Consider the following 15,334-nt stretch of genomic DNA (forward strand, 5'->3'; position numbering starts at 1 on the left):
AAAAACCACGACTCCGAAGAGTCGTTTTTTCTAAGGTCTACTCAAATTATTGAGCAGCTGCTTCTGGTTGTACAGTAACTGTACGGCTACCAGTGATTGTCGCGAATACACGACGGTTCATAGCACGACCTTCTTTGGTGTTGTTGTCAGCAATCGGTTGATCCCAAGCGAAACCTTGAGTTGACAGACGAGCTGGGTCAACATTGTATTCGTTTACAAGTGACGATTTCACAGAGTTCGCACGAGCTAAAGATAAACGTTCGTTCAGTGCACGTGGACCAGTGTTGTCTGTGTGACCTTCGATACGCGCTGTTGCGTTTGGATACTCAACCAGTTTCTCAGCAACTTTAGCGATTTCTGGCTTGTATTGATCTTTGATGTTTGATTTGCTGGTATCAAAGAATACGCGAAGTTCCATGTTCAGGTCTTCAGTCAACTCTTGTGGAGCTGGTTGAACTGGAGCAACTGGCTCAACTGGAGCAACTTCTACTACTGGAGCAGCTGGTTTCAAACGGCCACCAAGAACAACGTTCAGACCTGCTAAAGCAGTGTAGTTCCAGAATTTTTCGTCAAAGTGGTAAGTACCACGTGCTTCAGTACGCAGCGCCAATGCATCGTTTAAGTGCCAGAATGCACCGATACCCGCATTACCTAAAGTACCTTCTTCTTCGTTACCACGTGTACCACGATCTACGCCTTCAAATTCGTATTTGTAGTGACCAGCACCTAATAATACGTATGGCTTAACTTTGCTGTCATAGTTTTTAGTGAATACGTCTGAAGTCGCGTAGAAGTTACCCGCAATGTTTTGGCCTTTGTATTCTGCGCCTGGTTCATCAGCCCAATCTACATCACCTTTCACTTGGCTATATTCAGCTTCAAAACCTAACCAAGGAGTCAGTTCAACACCGATGGCCGCACCAACGAATAAATCGTCTTGCATTTCACCTTCAGAAGGAAGTAATAATTCACCATCATTACCGCCATTGTTGTGTTGAGTGTCTTGGAAAGTGTAACCAAGCATTAATGGAGTAACAGTTACGCCTGCGTTTGCAGCTGCTAAAGGCGCAGCTACGAGCATTGCCAATGCAATACGACTCATTTTCATGGATTTATCCTCCAGAGATAACAAATTGTTGTTCAAGCTCAAGCCTAAAGTTTTGGCTATCCTGAGATAGGCTTTTTTTACCCCAGTTTTCTTTTTAAGCTAGTCACTTTGAATCATACAAACACTTTATTCTTTTTCCAAGTGCTTGATAATTTTAATCAAGTAAATTATTGACAAAATTACTTACAATTTCCGTTGTAATTCGGTAAATTTTTACTCAATTTTTTGTTGTGGATAGCTTATTGTCACTTCCACTTTATTTTAGCAGCTTTATAGAAAGATGCGTAAAAATAATGACAACCTAGAAAAATATTACAAAACAATATTTTGTATTACAGAAACATAATAAAAATATAAAAATTATAGGTCTACTTAGTATGTACCCAATTAAATCTCACACTTCAGGCTTTAGTCTGTTTGAACTCATTGTGGTGATGGCAATTATTGGCATCATCAGTGCGATTGCTTTGCCTCATTTTCAGCAATATCTGGCCCAGCAAGAAGCCAAGCGCATCCGTTATTTACTGCAATATAGTATTAACCTGGCCAAATCCCAAGCCCTCACCTATCGCGCCAATATTGTAATTTGCCCCAGTGCCGATCTGCAGCAATGTCAGAATAATCAATGGAACAGCGGTTTTATTATTTTTATCGATCATAACCGCAACCGAAGCCTCGATTCAGGTGAATCTATTGTCTTAACTGAAAAGACTCGCCTGAAATACGGTAACCTGGAATGGAAAGGCGCCCTGTCTCTGCCCAGTCTCAGATTTAACGCCCAGCAGGGTTTACCTTTAGGCTCTAATGGCAGTTTTTATTATTGTTCAGGTTTTACCCCCAATCAGCGTATTTTCCTCAGTAATCGTGGTTTTCTACGCATAGAATTTCCCAATAGCTGCTAAAACTTATGCGTCTAAAGATGTAGGAAAATTACGCTTTATTCTGTGGATTTTTCCCCTATACTGCTAAGGCTTAAGCTCAAAATAAATATTGAATTGATTAGAAACAGATTGGAGATACAACGATGACGGATATCGTAATTGTTAATGGTGCACGGACAGCAATGGGTGGTTTTCAGGGTAGTCTTGCCAGTTTAACCGCACCCGACTTAGGTGCAGCCACCATTCAAGCCGCTATTTCTCGTGCTGGCTTACAACCGACCGATATCGAAGAAGTCATTATGGGCTGTGTTTTACCGGCTGGCTTAAAACAGGGTCCTGCACGTCAAGCCATGCGTAAGGCAGGCTTACCGGATTCAACCGGTGCTGTAACCATTAACAAACTGTGTGGTTCAGGCATGAAAGCGGTCATGCAAGCCGCAGATATGATTAAAGCCGGTTCAGCAACTTACGTGGTTGCTGGTGGCATGGAATCAATGACCAATGCGCCGTATATCCTGCCAAAAGCACGCGGCGGTTTCCGTATGGGCCATGGTGAAGTCAAAGACCATATGTTCCTAGATGGCCTTGAAGATGCAGAAACCGGCCGTTTAATGGGTTCTTTTGCACAGGACATGGCCAATACCAAAGGTTATACCCGCGAGCAAATGGATGACTTTGCTATTCGTTCATTAAAACGTGCACAAACTGCAGTGAATGAAGGTTATTTTACCGATGAAATCGTGCCTGTAACGGTGTCTACCCGTAAAGGCGATGTCGTGGTCGATAAAGACGAACAACCATTCAACGCCAATATTGAAAAAATTCCAACACTACGCCCAGCGTTTGCTAAAGATGGCACCATTACTGCGGCCAATGCCAGCTCTATTTCGGATGGTGCATCTGCACTTGTATTAACCTCAGCAGACAACGCTGCAGCAAAAGGTTTACAACCGCTAGCCAAGCTGATTGCCTATGCTTCGAATTCACAGCATCCATCTGAATTTACCATTGCGCCAGTCGGTGCAATTCAAAAAGTTCTGGATAAAACCGGCTGGACGGTTGCAGATGTGGATCTGTGGGAAATCAATGAAGCTTTTGCCATGGTGACCATGTGTCCAATGGACGAGTTCAAACTGGACCCAGAAAAAGTCAACATCAATGGCGGTGCCTGTGCACTTGGTCACCCAGTTGGTTCGACCGGTTCACGTATTATTTTAACCCTGATTCATGCCCTGAAACGTACCGGTGGCAAGCGTGGTATCGCCGCCCTATGTATCGGTGGCGGTGAAGCAACTGCTGTGGCGATTGAGTTGCTTTAATTGAAAGTCTCCCTTTCTTAAAGGGGAGACTTAGAGGGATTCAATCAATCATTCCCAATCCTCTCCTACAAGGAGAGGGCCAGGGAGAGACCTACCCTCTCTCTAACTCTCTCCCAAAGGGAGAGAGAACTACTAGGAAGGAAAATAAAAAGCCTCCACTTGGAAGGCTTTTTATCATCACAATTAAAGTAACCGTTTAAATTTTAATACTTAAAGAATTTCTTTACGCAGTTGTTCCGGTGACTTCATCGACAATAAACCTGGTGCAACATCAAATGCGGTTTTCGCACCGTACTGACCCATCTGGTTCATGCGGTAACACGCACGTGCATAAGCCACCAATACGCTTGCCGTAAACTCAGGATTACTCTCCAGTTTCAAAGAGAATTCCATGACTTGATTATGGGCATCGCTGGTATTGCCACTACGAATCACGAATCCACCATGTGGCATACGATTGTGTTCATTACGAAGAGTTTCTTCATCAATGAAGTTTACCGTTGTATTGTAGTCCGCAAAATAATCCGGCATGGTCACAATGGCCTGTTCAACCTTGGCTGCGTCTGCACCCCCTTCAAGTACCACATAGCACTCACGCGTATGCTTATCTCGGGTGCTTAACTCTGGACGTGAACCACTACGCACCTTGTCCATCGCATCGGTAGATGGAATGGTATATTGCACACCCGCTTTCACACCCTCAACACGACGAATCGCATCTGAGTGACCTTGACTCAAACCTTTACCCCAGAAGGTATAGGTTTCACCGTCTGGAAGTAATGCTTCACCGAACAAACGATTGATAGAGAACATACCCGGGTCCCAGCCAATCGAAATCATGGCTGTTTTCTTGTTCGCAAGTGCTGGCGCATTTACAGCATCAAAGAACTCTGGAATACGCGCATGCGTATCAAAGCTGTCTACCGTATTAAATTTGCTTGCTAATTCAGGGGTCTGTTTAGGCAAATCATCTTTCGATCCACCACATAAAATCAGTACATCAATCTGATTCTGGAAGTCAGCCAATACATCCATATGAAAAACTTTGGTTTCAGTAAAGCAGGGTGAAACAGTTTCAGGCGCACGGCGAGTAAAAATACCCACAAGCTGTAAATCCGGATTCTTTTGAATGGCAGTTTCCACACCACGTCCTAAATTGCCATAACCAGCAATACCAATACGAATAGAATGTTGCATACAGACAAGTCACTTCAAGCTAATAGTTAAACTTTTCCAAATCAGATTCATAAAACGAAGATGATTGGGTGCTTCTTCTGTGGATTCAAGCCATGATTCAGCCTGCTCACAGAATGCACCATATTGTGCCACAATGTTGTATTCGCACCAAATTAAAGCAAAACCAGATGACGATGCTGATCTAAATCTATCGCACAAAAACAAAAAAACCTCCTGACGGAGGTTTTTCGCAACGGGTGAAATTAAGCACCCGTTTGATAACGTGCCTGAGCCACGGCCGTCGAAGCCTGATAAGGATGGGTAAAATCACCCAGACCGACTGCCGCTTCCTGAATATCTTTACCTTCTTTAATCACGAAGGTATCGAAACCGGAACGCTTCATATAGTTCAGTACATCTTTAAATACATCACCTGTGGCACGGAGTTCACCTTCAAAACCCTGACGGCGAAGCAGTGCAGCAAATGAATAACCACGACCATCATTAAAGCCAGCAAACTCAATAAAGATGGCATCGAGCTGATCTAACGGAAACTCATTGGTTTCAGGCGAAGCATCTACGGTTAAGTACAGCGCTTTTTTACCTGAAACATTAGCAAGTTGATCGAGCTGCTCAACAGTCAACACCACATCACCTTGTGGCAATACACCATCTTCACCCATGATTTGGTAAGTATTGTCTGCAATCGTGCCATCTTTAGAGAGCACTTGTAGTGCGGTATTAAGCATATGCACGCTCCTTAAATGGTTGAATGCCAACACGGCGATAGGTATCAATAAACTCTTCACCTTCCTGGCGCAGGTCAAGATAAGTATTTAAAATTTCTTCCACTACATCTGGCACTTTTTCCGCAGCAAATGATGGCCCTAAGATGTCACCGATTGAGGCATCATGATCAGCATTACCACCCAGGGTAATCTGGTAGAATTCCGCGCCTTTTTTATCAACACCTAAAATCCCGATGTTGCCGACATGGTGATGACCACAGGCATTCATACAACCGGAGATGTTCAGATCCAGTTTACCCAGGTTGTAAATGGTATCAAGGTCATCAAAACGGCGTGAAATCGCTTCAGAAATTGGAATTGATTTGGCATTGGCCAGCGAGCAGAAATCACCACCTGGACAGCAGATAATATCAGTCAAGAAACCAATGTGCGCACGCGCCAGATTGTGTTGATCCAGGGTTTGCCATAAGGCAAACAGGTCTTTTTGTGGTACATCTACCAGCGCAATATTCTGCTCGTGTGTAGTACGTAATTCACCGAAAGTGTACTGATCAGCCAGGTCAGCGATCAGGTTCATTTCTTCCGTGGTGACATCACCCGGGGCAATACCGGCACGTTTCAGTGAAATGGTGACAATACGGTAGCCTTTCACTTTGTGTGCATTGGTATTGATGTTAAACCATTGCTTGAACTTCGGATATTGTGCAAACAGCGCGGTGAAGTCCTCATCTGCATAGTCCTGATAATCGAATGGCGTAAAGTTCTCATCCATTTTTTTCAGGGTGTCTGCATCGACTTTTAAGGTTTTCACCGTATGTGCAAATTCAGCTTCAACTTTCTCGGCAAATACTTCTGGCGTGAGTGCTTTTACCAGAATCTTGATACGTGCTTTATATTTGTTATCACGACGGCCGTGCAGGTTATAGACACGCAGCACTGCTTCCAAGTAAGCAATTAAGTCTTCACGTGGCAGCCATTCTTTAATCACTGCACCGATGATTGGGGTACGACCCAAACCACCGCCAACCATGATTTTATAGCCCATTTCGCCGGCTGCATTGCGTACAATATACACACCAATATCATGGAAAGCAGTTGCCGCACGGTCAATTTCTTCAAGTGCAGATACCGCAATCTTGAATTTACGTGGCAAGAAGGCAAATTCTGGATGGAAAGTCGACCATTGACGGATCAGCTCACAGGTCGGACGCGGATCGGCAATTTCACCAGCGACCACACCGGCATACTGGTCCGTGGTGGTATTCCGGATACAGTTACCTGAGGTTTGAATCGCGTGCATCTGAACTGTGGCCAGTTCAGCCAGCATATCTGGCACGTTTTCTAGTGCAGGCCAGTTAAACTGAATATTTTGACGTGTTGAAACGTGGGCATAACCACGGTCATAGGCCTTGGCCAAGGCAGCGACTTTACGCAGCTGGGTCGAACTCATTAAACCATAAGGCACGGCAATACGTAACATTGGCGCATAGCGCTGTACATATAAACCATTTTGGAGACGAAGTGGACGATATTCATCTTCTGTCAATTTGCCCGCTAAATAACGTTCCGTCTGGTCACGGAACTGCGCAACACGTTCATTAATCAGTTGCTGATCGAAATCAGTATATAAATACATGGCGTACAGCTAGTAGTTTCATTATAACGACCGACAGGATAGCGACATTTTATCTATCAACAAAATGCGTTTTTTACATATTTCATAGCGATTTTATTGATAAGTCAGCTGGACTTGCGCTGTAAGCAAGCCTTTGCAGCCATTCATTATTATTTTCTGGATCTTTCATTATTTTTTGCGTTATTTAGCATTTTTTTTCATAAGATGTTTATCCTCACTTTTGGGTCTGGATAAACATCTTATATTGGCTGATAAACCTCTTTTATAGACCGGCGCGTTACCAGTTCCCCTGCCCCAAACCTTGGCCACGGAAATCATAACGAGCTTTGGAGCGCGAGAATTTAATCGGGCAGGCCAACTGCGCTTCAGTGTCTGGGCTGTCCTGTTCCAGCGGCACTTGAACCACCCATTCGCGTTGCTGGGCCAGTGGTGAATGCAGTGCTTCTTCTAAATACAGCACCGGTTCGACACAAACATCCTGCTCGGCAAATATTTGCTGCCATTCTACCCAGCTTTTGGATTGAATTTTATTGCCAATGGCCTGTTTCACCGCCTGCCGGTCGTCTGAATCAAAAGAACTTCCTTTTTCCACAATTAGTGGCAACTCCAGGACCGCGGCCAGACCTTGCATAAATTGTGGCTCCAAACCACCGATCGAAAGATAGCGGCCATCTGAGGTACGATAATAGTCATAAAAAATCGCGCCATTTAAATGGCCAGCTTCGGGACGCTGCTGTTCCTGTCCGGCCAGGCTGGCTGCCGCAGCCATATTGTTTAAGGCCGCCACACAGTCAGTCATGGAAATATCAATATATTGTCCCTGTCCGCTGCTTTGCCGTTCAATGACGGCGGCCAATATACCGACCAGCGCATGTAGTGAGCCACCTGCAACATCAGCAATCTGAATGCCCATTGGCGGTGGCCCGGACTGTGCCCGGCCACTATGCCCGGCAATACCGGAAAGCGCTAAATAATTGATATCATGTCCAGCCTTGGCCTGATAAGGACCGCTTTGTCCATAGCCGGTAATGGAACAATAAATCAGTCCGGGATGAATTTCTGCCAATGTGGCATAATCCAGCCCCAAACGCTGCATTACCCCAGGGCGAAACTGCTCAACCACAATATCGTAATCTTTAATTTTGGCTTTAATTTGTGCAATGCTGTCCGGGTCTTTTAAATCCAGCGTCACCGACTGTTTATTGCGGTTCAGGTAACTGTGCGAAGTCGCCTGGCCATTGGCATAGGGCGGAAATAGCCGGACCAGATCGGGACGGTTCGGTGATTCAATATGCACCACTTCTGCGCCTAAATCGGCCAGATAAAGCGTGGCAAATGGTCCGGGTAACAAGGTGGAAAAATCTAAAACTTTGAGTCCGTTTAAAGCGTATGACATTGGAGTTTTTACTCTATTTGTGTTGATTTTTTCATCATCTTAGAAATATAAAAGCATAAACACAATGTCATGTTCAGCCATTTACCTTGATCATTTCGGCAATTTAATATGTGAAAATGGCAAAACAACTCAAGTAAATTGCCAAAAACTTTATTTTTAATGTCATTTAGGTCAAACATACGTGATTACCAAAGACAAAGAGTCAGAAGGCTTTAATATGAGCCGCGATACCATCAGTATCCACTTCGTAAATGCGGCTCTAACCGGTGTCAAACGCCTTGGCATGGACGTCGAGACCTTATTATCACACGTGGGTATTGAGGCCGAGCTGTTACGCCAGCCCAAAGCGCGAATCTCGCCAGAACAATATACCCGTTTTATTAAAATGCTGTGGATGGTGACTCAGGACGAGCACATCGGCTTTGATGTTCAAGGCCGCCGCTTAGGTACTTTTGCCATCATGTGCCAGCTGATCATCCATGCCAAAACCTTGGGTGATGCCTTAGAACTGTCCTCCCAGTTCTATAAACTGTTTGGCGATGAATGGTCGGTGACGCTGGAACGTGACAAACACGAAGCCCGTCTGGTGCCGTTAATTCCTAAGAGCATGGACCCGGACCACTTTATTACTGAAAGTATGCTGATGATCTGGCATGGTCTGGCATCGTGGTTAATTGAACGCCGTCTGCCGCTGGAACGTGTCCACTTTGGTTATGAGCGCCCTGCCCATGCCGATGAATATGATGCGCTGTTCTTCGCCCCAGTGATGCAGTTTGATATGCCGCGTACCGAAATTACCTTTGCGGCCGACTATCTGGACTTGCCAATTCGCCAGAATGAAGAAACCCTGGAAGAATTCCTGAAAGCGGCACCGGCACAGTTATTAGTGAAATTCAAAAATACCAACTCTTTAACTTCACGAATTCGTGATGTCCTGAAGAGCCAGATTGGCGAAGAAATGCCAACCTTGAATGATGTTGCCTCAATGCTGTATCTGTCGCCGCAAACCCTGCGCCGCCGTCTGGCAGCCGAAGGTAAAAGCTATCAGGGCGTCAAAGATGCCTTACGTCGTGATGCCGCGATTCACCTGTTGCTGAATCCGGAACTGACGCTAGAAGATGTAGCGCAACAGGTCGGCTTTAGTGAAACCAGTACCTTCCACCGTGCCTTTAAAAAATGGACTGGAGTGACACCAGGGCTATATCGCCAGTTACACGGTTATCACTAAACATTTTTTAGACAACGTCTTTTCAGGTTTGATCTTCCTCTCCGCCCTCACCGCCAAGTGAGGGCTTTTTTTATTGGCGAAAAGCATCATCTGACCTCGCCCGTTCTCGTCATTGCACTTCATCAATTAATCATTACACTCAAAAAGCATAACAATTTAAAACTCATCAAAGGGATAGCACATGAGCGAGGCTTATATTATTGATGCCATTCGCACACCACGCGGAAAAGGAAAAAAAGATGGTTCACTCTATGAAGTGAAACCGATCAGTCTGGTCACCACCCTGTTGCGTGAATTAAAACAGCGCCATCAGCTGGATACTGCCCAGGTCGATGATATTGTGCTGGGCTGCGTCACACCGGTCGGTGATCAGGGTGCCGATATTGCCAAAACAGCAGCGATTGCTGCCGGCTGGAACAATGATGTGGCAGGTGTGCAGATCAACCGTTTCTGTGCCTCCGGTCTAGAAGCCGTGAACTTGGCCGCGCAAAAAGTCCGCTCTGGCTGGGAAGATCTGGTCGTCGCCGGTGGAGTGGAGTCAATGTCCCGCGTACCAATGGGTTCAGATGGCGGCCCGTGGGCGCTGGACCCGGAAACCAACATGGCCTCGAAATTTGTCCCGCAAGGCATTGGTGCCGATTTAATTGCCAGCATTGATGGCTATAGCCGTGCCGATGTCGATGCCTTTGCCGAGCAGTCACAAAAGAAAGCCGCGGCTGCGCAGGCCAATGGTCATTTTGAGCGTTCAATTGTGCCGGTCAAGGACAAAGCCGGTGTTGTAATTCTAGCCAAAGATGAATTTATTAAGCCGAATACCACCGCGGAAGGCCTGGCCAAACTCAATCCAAGTTTTGAAATGATGGGACAGATGGGTTTTGATGCCATCGCCCTGCAAAAATATCCTGAAGTCGAGAAAATTCAGCATGTGCATCATGCTGGTAACTCCTCCGGTATTGTCGATGGTGCCGCGCTGGTGTTACTGGCCTCGGAAAAAGCCGTGCAAGAACAGGGTTTGAAACCACGCGCCAAAGTGCTGGCCACAGCACTGGTTGGTGCTGACCCGTCCATCATGCTCACCGGTCCTGCACCGGCAGCCCGTAAAGCTCTGGCCAAAGCTGGCTTAAGCATTGAGGACATTGACCTGTTTGAAGTCAATGAAGCTTTTGCGGCGGTGGTGATGCGGTTTATTAATGAGATGCAGGTCGATCCGGCTAAAGTCAATGTTAATGGCGGTGCAATTGCCATGGGCCATCCACTCGGGGCCACCGGTGCCATGATTTTAGGCACCCTGCTGGATGAGCTGGAACGTCAGGGCAAAAAACGTGGTCTAGCCACCTTATGTGTCGGTGGCGGTATGGGCATTGCCACCATTATTGAACTGGTTTAAGGAGGAACCGCATGAGCGCTATTCAATTCGAAAAAAACGCCGACAATATTGTAATCTTAACGTTAGACTCGCCAAACCAGTCCGCCAACACCATGAATGCAGATTTCCGTGCAGCTTTGGCAGAAACTGTGGAAAAACTCAAAGCCAATGAACAGATTGCCGGAATTATCTTCTGTTCGGCCAAAAAAACCTTCTTTGCCGGCGGTGATCTCGATGAACTGATTCAGGCCCAGCCGGAACAGGCCAGCGACTTTTTCCAGATGGTAGAAGGCATGAAAGCCCAGCTGCGTTATATCGAAACGCGTGGTATTCCGGTGGTGGCTGCCTTAAATGGTACAGCGCTTGGCGGTGGCTGGGAACTGGCATTGGGCTGCCATCACCGCATTGCCTTGAATGACCCAAAAACCAGATTCGGTTTACCGGAAGTGACTTTGGGCCTGCTACCAGGTGGCGGCGGCATCGTACGAATGGTACGTCTGCTCGGCCTGCAAACCGCTTTTCCATTTTTAATCGAAGGCAAACAGTTTGGGGTAGAAAAAGCTCTGTCTTTGGGCTTGATCCATGACACGGCCGACTCAGCAGATGAAATGCTGCAAAAAGCCATCAACTGGATTCAGGCACATCCGAAATCACAACAACCGTTTGATGTAAAAGGCTATAAAATTCCGGGCGGTGATCCGAAACATCCAGCGGTGGCGCAGATGCTGGCGATTGCTCCGGCGATTTTACGTGACAAGACCAAAGGCTGTTATCCAGCACCGGAAGCAATTATGTCGGCCGCGGTCGAAGGTGCACAGGTTGATGTCGATACCGCACTGACCATTGAATCACGTTATTTTACCTATCTGGCGACCGGTCAAGTCTCTAAAAATATGATTGGTACCTTCTGGCATGGCCTGAATGCCATTAAATCCGGTGCCAGCCGTCCACAGAATATTCCGCAGTGGCAGGCGAAAAAAGTCGGTATTTTAGGTGCCGGAATGATGGGTGCCGGAATTGCCTATGCTGCAGCCATTAAAGGTATTGCGGTTATCCTGAAAGATGTTGCTATAGAAAATGCAGAAAAAGGCAAAGCCTACAGCCAGAAACTGCTGGATAAAAAAGTTGCTCAAGGGCGGATGACTGCGGAAAAACGCGACCAGATTCTGGCACGCATTACCCCAACGGCCTCAGCGGCAGATCTGGCTAGCTGCGACCTGATCATTGAAGCGGTGTTTGAAAATCAGCAATTAAAAGCACAGGTGACCCAGGAAGCCGAAAGCTATCTGGCTGCCGATGGCGTGATGGCCTCCAATACCTCGACCCTGCCCATTAGCGGTCTGGCGCAAGCCGCGAAAGATCAAAGCCGTTTTATTGGCCTGCATTTCTTTAGTCCGGTCGATAAGATGCAACTGGTTGAAATTATTAAAGGCCAGAACACCAATCGTGAAACCGTGGCCAAGGCCTATGACTTTGTCCAGCAGATTGGCAAGACGCCTATTGTGGTCAATGACAGTCGTGGTTTCTTTACCAGCCGTGTGTTTGGTACCTTTGTGCAGGAAGGTCTGCGTATGCTGGCAGAGGGCATCCATCCGGCCAAAATTGAAATGGCCGCGCTCAAAGCCGGGATGCCTGTTGGACCGCTGGCGATTCAGGATGAAGTCTCGCTGACCTTATCCGAGCATGTCGCGGCAGAAACCCGCAAAGCCTTGCAGGCGGAAGGCAAAGAACGCCCACGCTCAGGTGCAGATGAAGTCATTGAAACCATGATCCATCAGTTTAACCGTAAAGGTAAAGCAGCCGGCGCCGGGTTCTATGACTATCCTGAAGGTGGCAAAAAATCGCTCTGGGAAGGCCTCAGTTACTGGAAAAAAGAGCAGACTGTCGATGAGCAGGAACTGATTGACCGCTTCCTGTTTGTCCAATCGCTGGATACTTTGCGCTGTCTGGAAGAAGGCGTGCTGGAATCGGTGGTAGATGGTAACGTCGGCTCGATTTTCGGGATTGGTTTTGCCCCGTGGACAGGTGGTGCCCTGCAGTTCCTGAATCAATATGGACTAAAAGATGCGTTAAACCGAGCACAAGCTCTGGAACAACGCTATGGTGAGCGTTTTGCCCCACCGCAGTTATTGAAAGATAAAGTCGCGCAAGGCGAACAAATTTAAACCCATCCATCTGGGTAGCATTCAAGAGGCCTTTAGGGCCTCTTGTCTGTTCTGGCGACAGTATTGAGCCGCGCCTCGGCGCAAGGAAAGCATTTTCTTGGCTTGGACTTTGAAATAATTATGTTATAAAGTTTCAACAGATTCAGTTTTCTTTTTATCCAATTGGGCAGTTTGTTATGACCGACCACTCATCTCCAGAAAAATCTCCTTGGGGTTGGAAAGCACTTATTATTTTCTCGGTTTTAGGTGCGTTATTTCTTGGCCTGTTCTATCTTGCCGTGAGCAATGAACCGGACTATATGCCAAGCCAGTAGAATAAACACAACACCCAGCAACATGCGTTTAAAAATGCGCCTGCCATGTCTGAAGAGGCTTTGGCCAAAGCTCAGGCTGACCGCGAAGCGCGTGAAGCTCGTGCGGCTGCCAGCGCAGAACAGCATCAGATGACCGAAGCGGAACACGCTGCCATGGATGAAAGCCATAGCGATACCACGGGACACGGTCACTAATCAGCAAATATTAAAAAAGCGGACTTCACGTCCGCTTTTTTATTGGATGCAGATTGCTATTTTTCTTCAGTTGGGTGCAGTTCACGGCGCATCCGAATATGCGGAATGCCACAGTCCAGATATTCCTCACCTTCGACCTGAAAACCAAGCTGCTGATAAAAACCGGTGGCATAGACTTGTGCTGATAACACCAGAAAAGGACGCTGCTCCTGCTGGGCCTGCTGAATAATGGCTTCCATCACTTTCTTGCCCAGACCTAAACCTCTGTAAGACTTTAAGACCGCAACCCGGCCAATGCTATGGTTGGAGAGCAAACGTGCGGTAGCGATTGGCTGCTGCTGTGCATACGCGACAAAATGTAGCGCTACTGCATCCTCCTGATCCCATTCATCTTCCGGGGCAATTGCCTGCTCCTGAATAAAAACCGCTTCACGAATTACTTTGGCATCGGCCTGCAAGTCCTGCCAGCTGCCGGCATGAATACTGATCTGGCTCATTGTTTTATCCTTAACATTTACGTCCGATATCCTGCTGGTCCCACTGATCATTCAGCAATAGCTCCAGCGAATGTTTCTGAATGCCATAGAGTTCTTTTAAGGCCTGAATCTGGGCCAGCACTGCCGCATCTGGCGCAGTATAGTCTTTGCGTTTGGTGGCCAGAATCATCTTGTTTTTGCTGGTATGTTCCAGTGACACAAACTCAAACACCTTGGTCTCATAACCATAGGCTTTCAGCAATAAAGCCCGAATGGTATCGGTAAGCATTTCTGCTTGCTGTCCGGCATGGATTCCAAAGTGCAGCATCGGTTGCAGCACTTTGGGTGCCTGTAACTGCGGACGTAACTCTTTATGACAACACGGCGCACACATAATCATTTGTGCATTCAGGCGAATGCCGGTGTGAATGGCAAAGTCGGTGGCGACATCACAGGCATGCAAGGCAATCATCACATCCAGCTGTTCCGGTGCATAGGTACGGACATCGCCCTGGAAAAAGTCCAGTTGCTGAAAGCCGGAATCTTGCGCCACCTGCTGACAGAACGCGACCATTTTCGGATTCAGTTCCACACCGGTCACATACGGCGTCTGCTGATGCTTGACCAGATAGTCATACAGGGCAAAAGTTAAATAGCCTTTACCGGAACCAAAATCAACAATATGCAAGGGCTGATCTTGAGTGTTGAGCTGCTCCACGGCCCCGGAGAAAATTTCCACAAATTTATTAATCTGTTTCCATTTTCGCGCCATGCTCGGAATGATCTGGCCATGCTGATCGGTAATGCTTAAATGCTGCAAAAATGGGCTGTCCTGTTCGACATAACGCTGTTTGCTGCGGTCATGACCTTGCGTAACAGTTGCCGGTGCAACCTCAGCTTTTTTCTTGTTCACCATCAGCATGGCTTTTTTCTTGTTCTTTTTCAGCTGCAGGTCTTCATCCAGGGTCAATAAATTGGCCTGTTTGCAGCAGCCTAGCAGCGCGCTGACCTGAGCCACAGCCTCAGATAAAGGATAGTTTTTGGTAACATCCTGGGTTTTATATCGGTACACACAGTTCAGTACAGCTTCATTTTGCAAAGAAAGGACCCGGAAGGTCATTTTTTCCAGCTGTTCAAGTTCGCCTTTGTACTGACTCAGAATTAAACGCTCAAAACGCTGTGTTTCAATGGCTTGCTGAAACGTATCTAGAAATTGTTGTTCCGGATTGGGAGAAGTCGCCAATTGAGACATGAGTAAAACCTGAAATGAATTGCAGCTAAAGTGTAAAGCGTCTTACGCGAAATGCAAAATTGAATTACTATAC

At 46.7% G+C, this 15,334-nt stretch carries 12 protein-coding genes and 1 pseudogene; 6 read left to right on the forward strand and 7 right to left on the reverse strand.

Annotated elements, in window-relative coordinates:
• Positions 1–46: 46 nt before the first annotated feature.
• Positions 47–1,108 carry an outer membrane protein Omp38 gene (omp38, locus tag ACPEPR_RS13090; protein WP_423562525.1) on the reverse strand — a complete coding sequence of 354 codons (1,062 nt, stop codon included), beginning with the start codon at positions 1,106–1,108 and terminating at the stop codon, positions 47–49.
• A 377-nt stretch (positions 1,109–1,485) separates the two neighbouring features.
• Here omp38 and ACPEPR_RS13095 point away from each other — a divergent pair, with 377 nt between their 5' ends.
• The gene (locus ACPEPR_RS13095) at positions 1,486–2,010 is read left to right on the forward strand and encodes a GspH/FimT family pseudopilin (protein WP_016659816.1); all 525 of its coding nucleotides are present in this window, start codon (positions 1,486–1,488) and stop codon (positions 2,008–2,010) included.
• A gap of 122 nt (positions 2,011–2,132) precedes the next feature.
• Positions 2,133–3,308: a thiolase family protein gene (locus ACPEPR_RS13100; RefSeq protein WP_104470652.1), complete on the forward strand. Its 1,176-nt coding sequence runs from the start codon at positions 2,133–2,135 to the stop codon at positions 3,306–3,308.
• 210 nt (positions 3,309–3,518) lie between these two features.
• On the opposite strand, the gene ACPEPR_RS13105 is transcribed toward ACPEPR_RS13100, so the two are convergent.
• From ACPEPR_RS13105 to ACPEPR_RS13120, 4 genes are all read right to left on the reverse strand, one after another.
• The gene (locus ACPEPR_RS13105) at positions 3,519–4,505 is read right to left on the reverse strand and encodes a diaminopimelate dehydrogenase (RefSeq protein WP_168399553.1); all 987 of its coding nucleotides are present in this window, start codon (positions 4,503–4,505) and stop codon (positions 3,519–3,521) included.
• A 242-nt stretch (positions 4,506–4,747) separates the two neighbouring features.
• Positions 4,748–5,233 (reverse strand): DUF934 domain-containing protein, encoded by a 486-nt coding sequence (locus ACPEPR_RS13110; protein WP_423562526.1) that lies wholly within the window; start codon positions 5,231–5,233, stop codon positions 4,748–4,750.
• Entirely contained in the window at positions 5,226–6,869 is a 1,644-nt protein-coding gene (locus ACPEPR_RS13115; RefSeq protein ID WP_016659814.1) for a nitrite/sulfite reductase, read from the reverse strand. Before ACPEPR_RS13115 ends, ACPEPR_RS13110 begins: the two co-directional genes overlap by 8 nt.
• A 277-nt stretch (positions 6,870–7,146) precedes the next feature.
• On the reverse strand, positions 7,147–8,265 hold the full coding sequence (locus ACPEPR_RS13120) for a CaiB/BaiF CoA transferase family protein (RefSeq protein WP_016659813.1): 1,119 nt from the start codon (positions 8,263–8,265) through the stop codon (positions 7,147–7,149).
• 217 nt (positions 8,266–8,482) lie between these two features.
• Between ACPEPR_RS13120 and ACPEPR_RS13125 the strand changes: the two genes are divergently transcribed.
• The 4 genes and pseudogenes from ACPEPR_RS13125 to ACPEPR_RS13140 all read left to right on the forward strand — a co-directional run bounded on the left by ACPEPR_RS13125 (position 8,483) and on the right by ACPEPR_RS13140 (position 13,533).
• Positions 8,483–9,493: an AraC family transcriptional regulator gene (locus ACPEPR_RS13125; protein ID WP_034597576.1), complete on the forward strand. Its 1,011-nt coding sequence runs from the start codon at positions 8,483–8,485 to the stop codon at positions 9,491–9,493.
• 181 nt (positions 9,494–9,674) lie between these two features.
• Positions 9,675–10,880, forward strand: coding sequence for an acetyl-CoA C-acetyltransferase (locus ACPEPR_RS13130; protein WP_423562527.1), 1,206 nt, complete (start codon positions 9,675–9,677; stop codon positions 10,878–10,880).
• Between the two features lie 11 nt (positions 10,881–10,891).
• The gene (locus ACPEPR_RS13135; protein WP_423562528.1) at positions 10,892–13,024 is read left to right on the forward strand and encodes a 3-hydroxyacyl-CoA dehydrogenase NAD-binding domain-containing protein; all 2,133 of its coding nucleotides are present in this window, start codon (positions 10,892–10,894) and stop codon (positions 13,022–13,024) included.
• 176 nt (positions 13,025–13,200) lie between these two features.
• Positions 13,201–13,533 (forward strand): annotated as a pseudogene (locus tag ACPEPR_RS13140) (hypothetical protein).
• A 56-nt stretch (positions 13,534–13,589) separates the two neighbouring features.
• Here ACPEPR_RS13140 and ACPEPR_RS13145 read toward each other — a convergent pair.
• Together ACPEPR_RS13145 and ACPEPR_RS13150 are read right to left on the reverse strand one after the other, a co-directional pair.
• On the reverse strand, positions 13,590–14,030 hold the full coding sequence (locus tag ACPEPR_RS13145) for a GNAT family N-acetyltransferase (RefSeq protein WP_005175783.1): 441 nt from the start codon (positions 14,028–14,030) through the stop codon (positions 13,590–13,592).
• 10 nt (positions 14,031–14,040) lie between these two features.
• The gene (locus ACPEPR_RS13150) at positions 14,041–15,261 is read right to left on the reverse strand and encodes a class I SAM-dependent methyltransferase (RefSeq protein WP_423562529.1); all 1,221 of its coding nucleotides are present in this window, start codon (positions 15,259–15,261) and stop codon (positions 14,041–14,043) included.
• Positions 15,262–15,334: the final 73 nt, after the last annotated feature.

The organism is Acinetobacter sp. AND/436 (genome assembly GCF_049546925.1).
Classification (GTDB): domain Bacteria; phylum Pseudomonadota; class Gammaproteobacteria; order Pseudomonadales; family Moraxellaceae; genus Acinetobacter; species Acinetobacter indicus.

Excerpts from the sequence above, each read along its gene's own strand:
- omp38 (WP_423562525.1), bottom strand. The coding sequence starts at position 1,108 with ATGAAAATGAGTCGTATTGCATTGGCAATGCTCGTAGCTGCGCCTTTA.
- ACPEPR_RS13095 (WP_016659816.1), top strand. The coding sequence starts at position 1,486 with ATGTACCCAATTAAATCTCACACTTCAGGCTTTAGTCTGTTTGAACTC.
- ACPEPR_RS13100 (WP_104470652.1), top strand. The coding sequence starts at position 2,133 with ATGACGGATATCGTAATTGTTAATGGTGCACGGACAGCAATGGGTGGT.
- ACPEPR_RS13105 (WP_168399553.1), bottom strand. The coding sequence starts at position 4,505 with ATGCAACATTCTATTCGTATTGGTATTGCTGGTTATGGCAATTTAGGA.
- ACPEPR_RS13110 (WP_423562526.1), bottom strand. The coding sequence starts at position 5,233 with ATGCTTAATACCGCACTACAAGTGCTCTCTAAAGATGGCACGATTGCA.
- ACPEPR_RS13115 (WP_016659814.1), bottom strand. The coding sequence starts at position 6,869 with ATGTATTTATATACTGATTTCGATCAGCAACTGATTAATGAACGTGTT.
- ACPEPR_RS13120 (WP_016659813.1), bottom strand. The coding sequence starts at position 8,265 with ATGTCATACGCTTTAAACGGACTCAAAGTTTTAGATTTTTCCACCTTG.
- ACPEPR_RS13125 (WP_034597576.1), top strand. The coding sequence starts at position 8,483 with ATGAGCCGCGATACCATCAGTATCCACTTCGTAAATGCGGCTCTAACC.
- ACPEPR_RS13130 (WP_423562527.1), top strand. The coding sequence starts at position 9,675 with ATGAGCGAGGCTTATATTATTGATGCCATTCGCACACCACGCGGAAAA.
- ACPEPR_RS13135 (WP_423562528.1), top strand. The coding sequence starts at position 10,892 with ATGAGCGCTATTCAATTCGAAAAAAACGCCGACAATATTGTAATCTTA.
- ACPEPR_RS13145 (WP_005175783.1), bottom strand. The coding sequence starts at position 14,030 with ATGAGCCAGATCAGTATTCATGCCGGCAGCTGGCAGGACTTGCAGGCC.
- ACPEPR_RS13150 (WP_423562529.1), bottom strand. The coding sequence starts at position 15,261 with ATGTCTCAATTGGCGACTTCTCCCAATCCGGAACAACAATTTCTAGAT.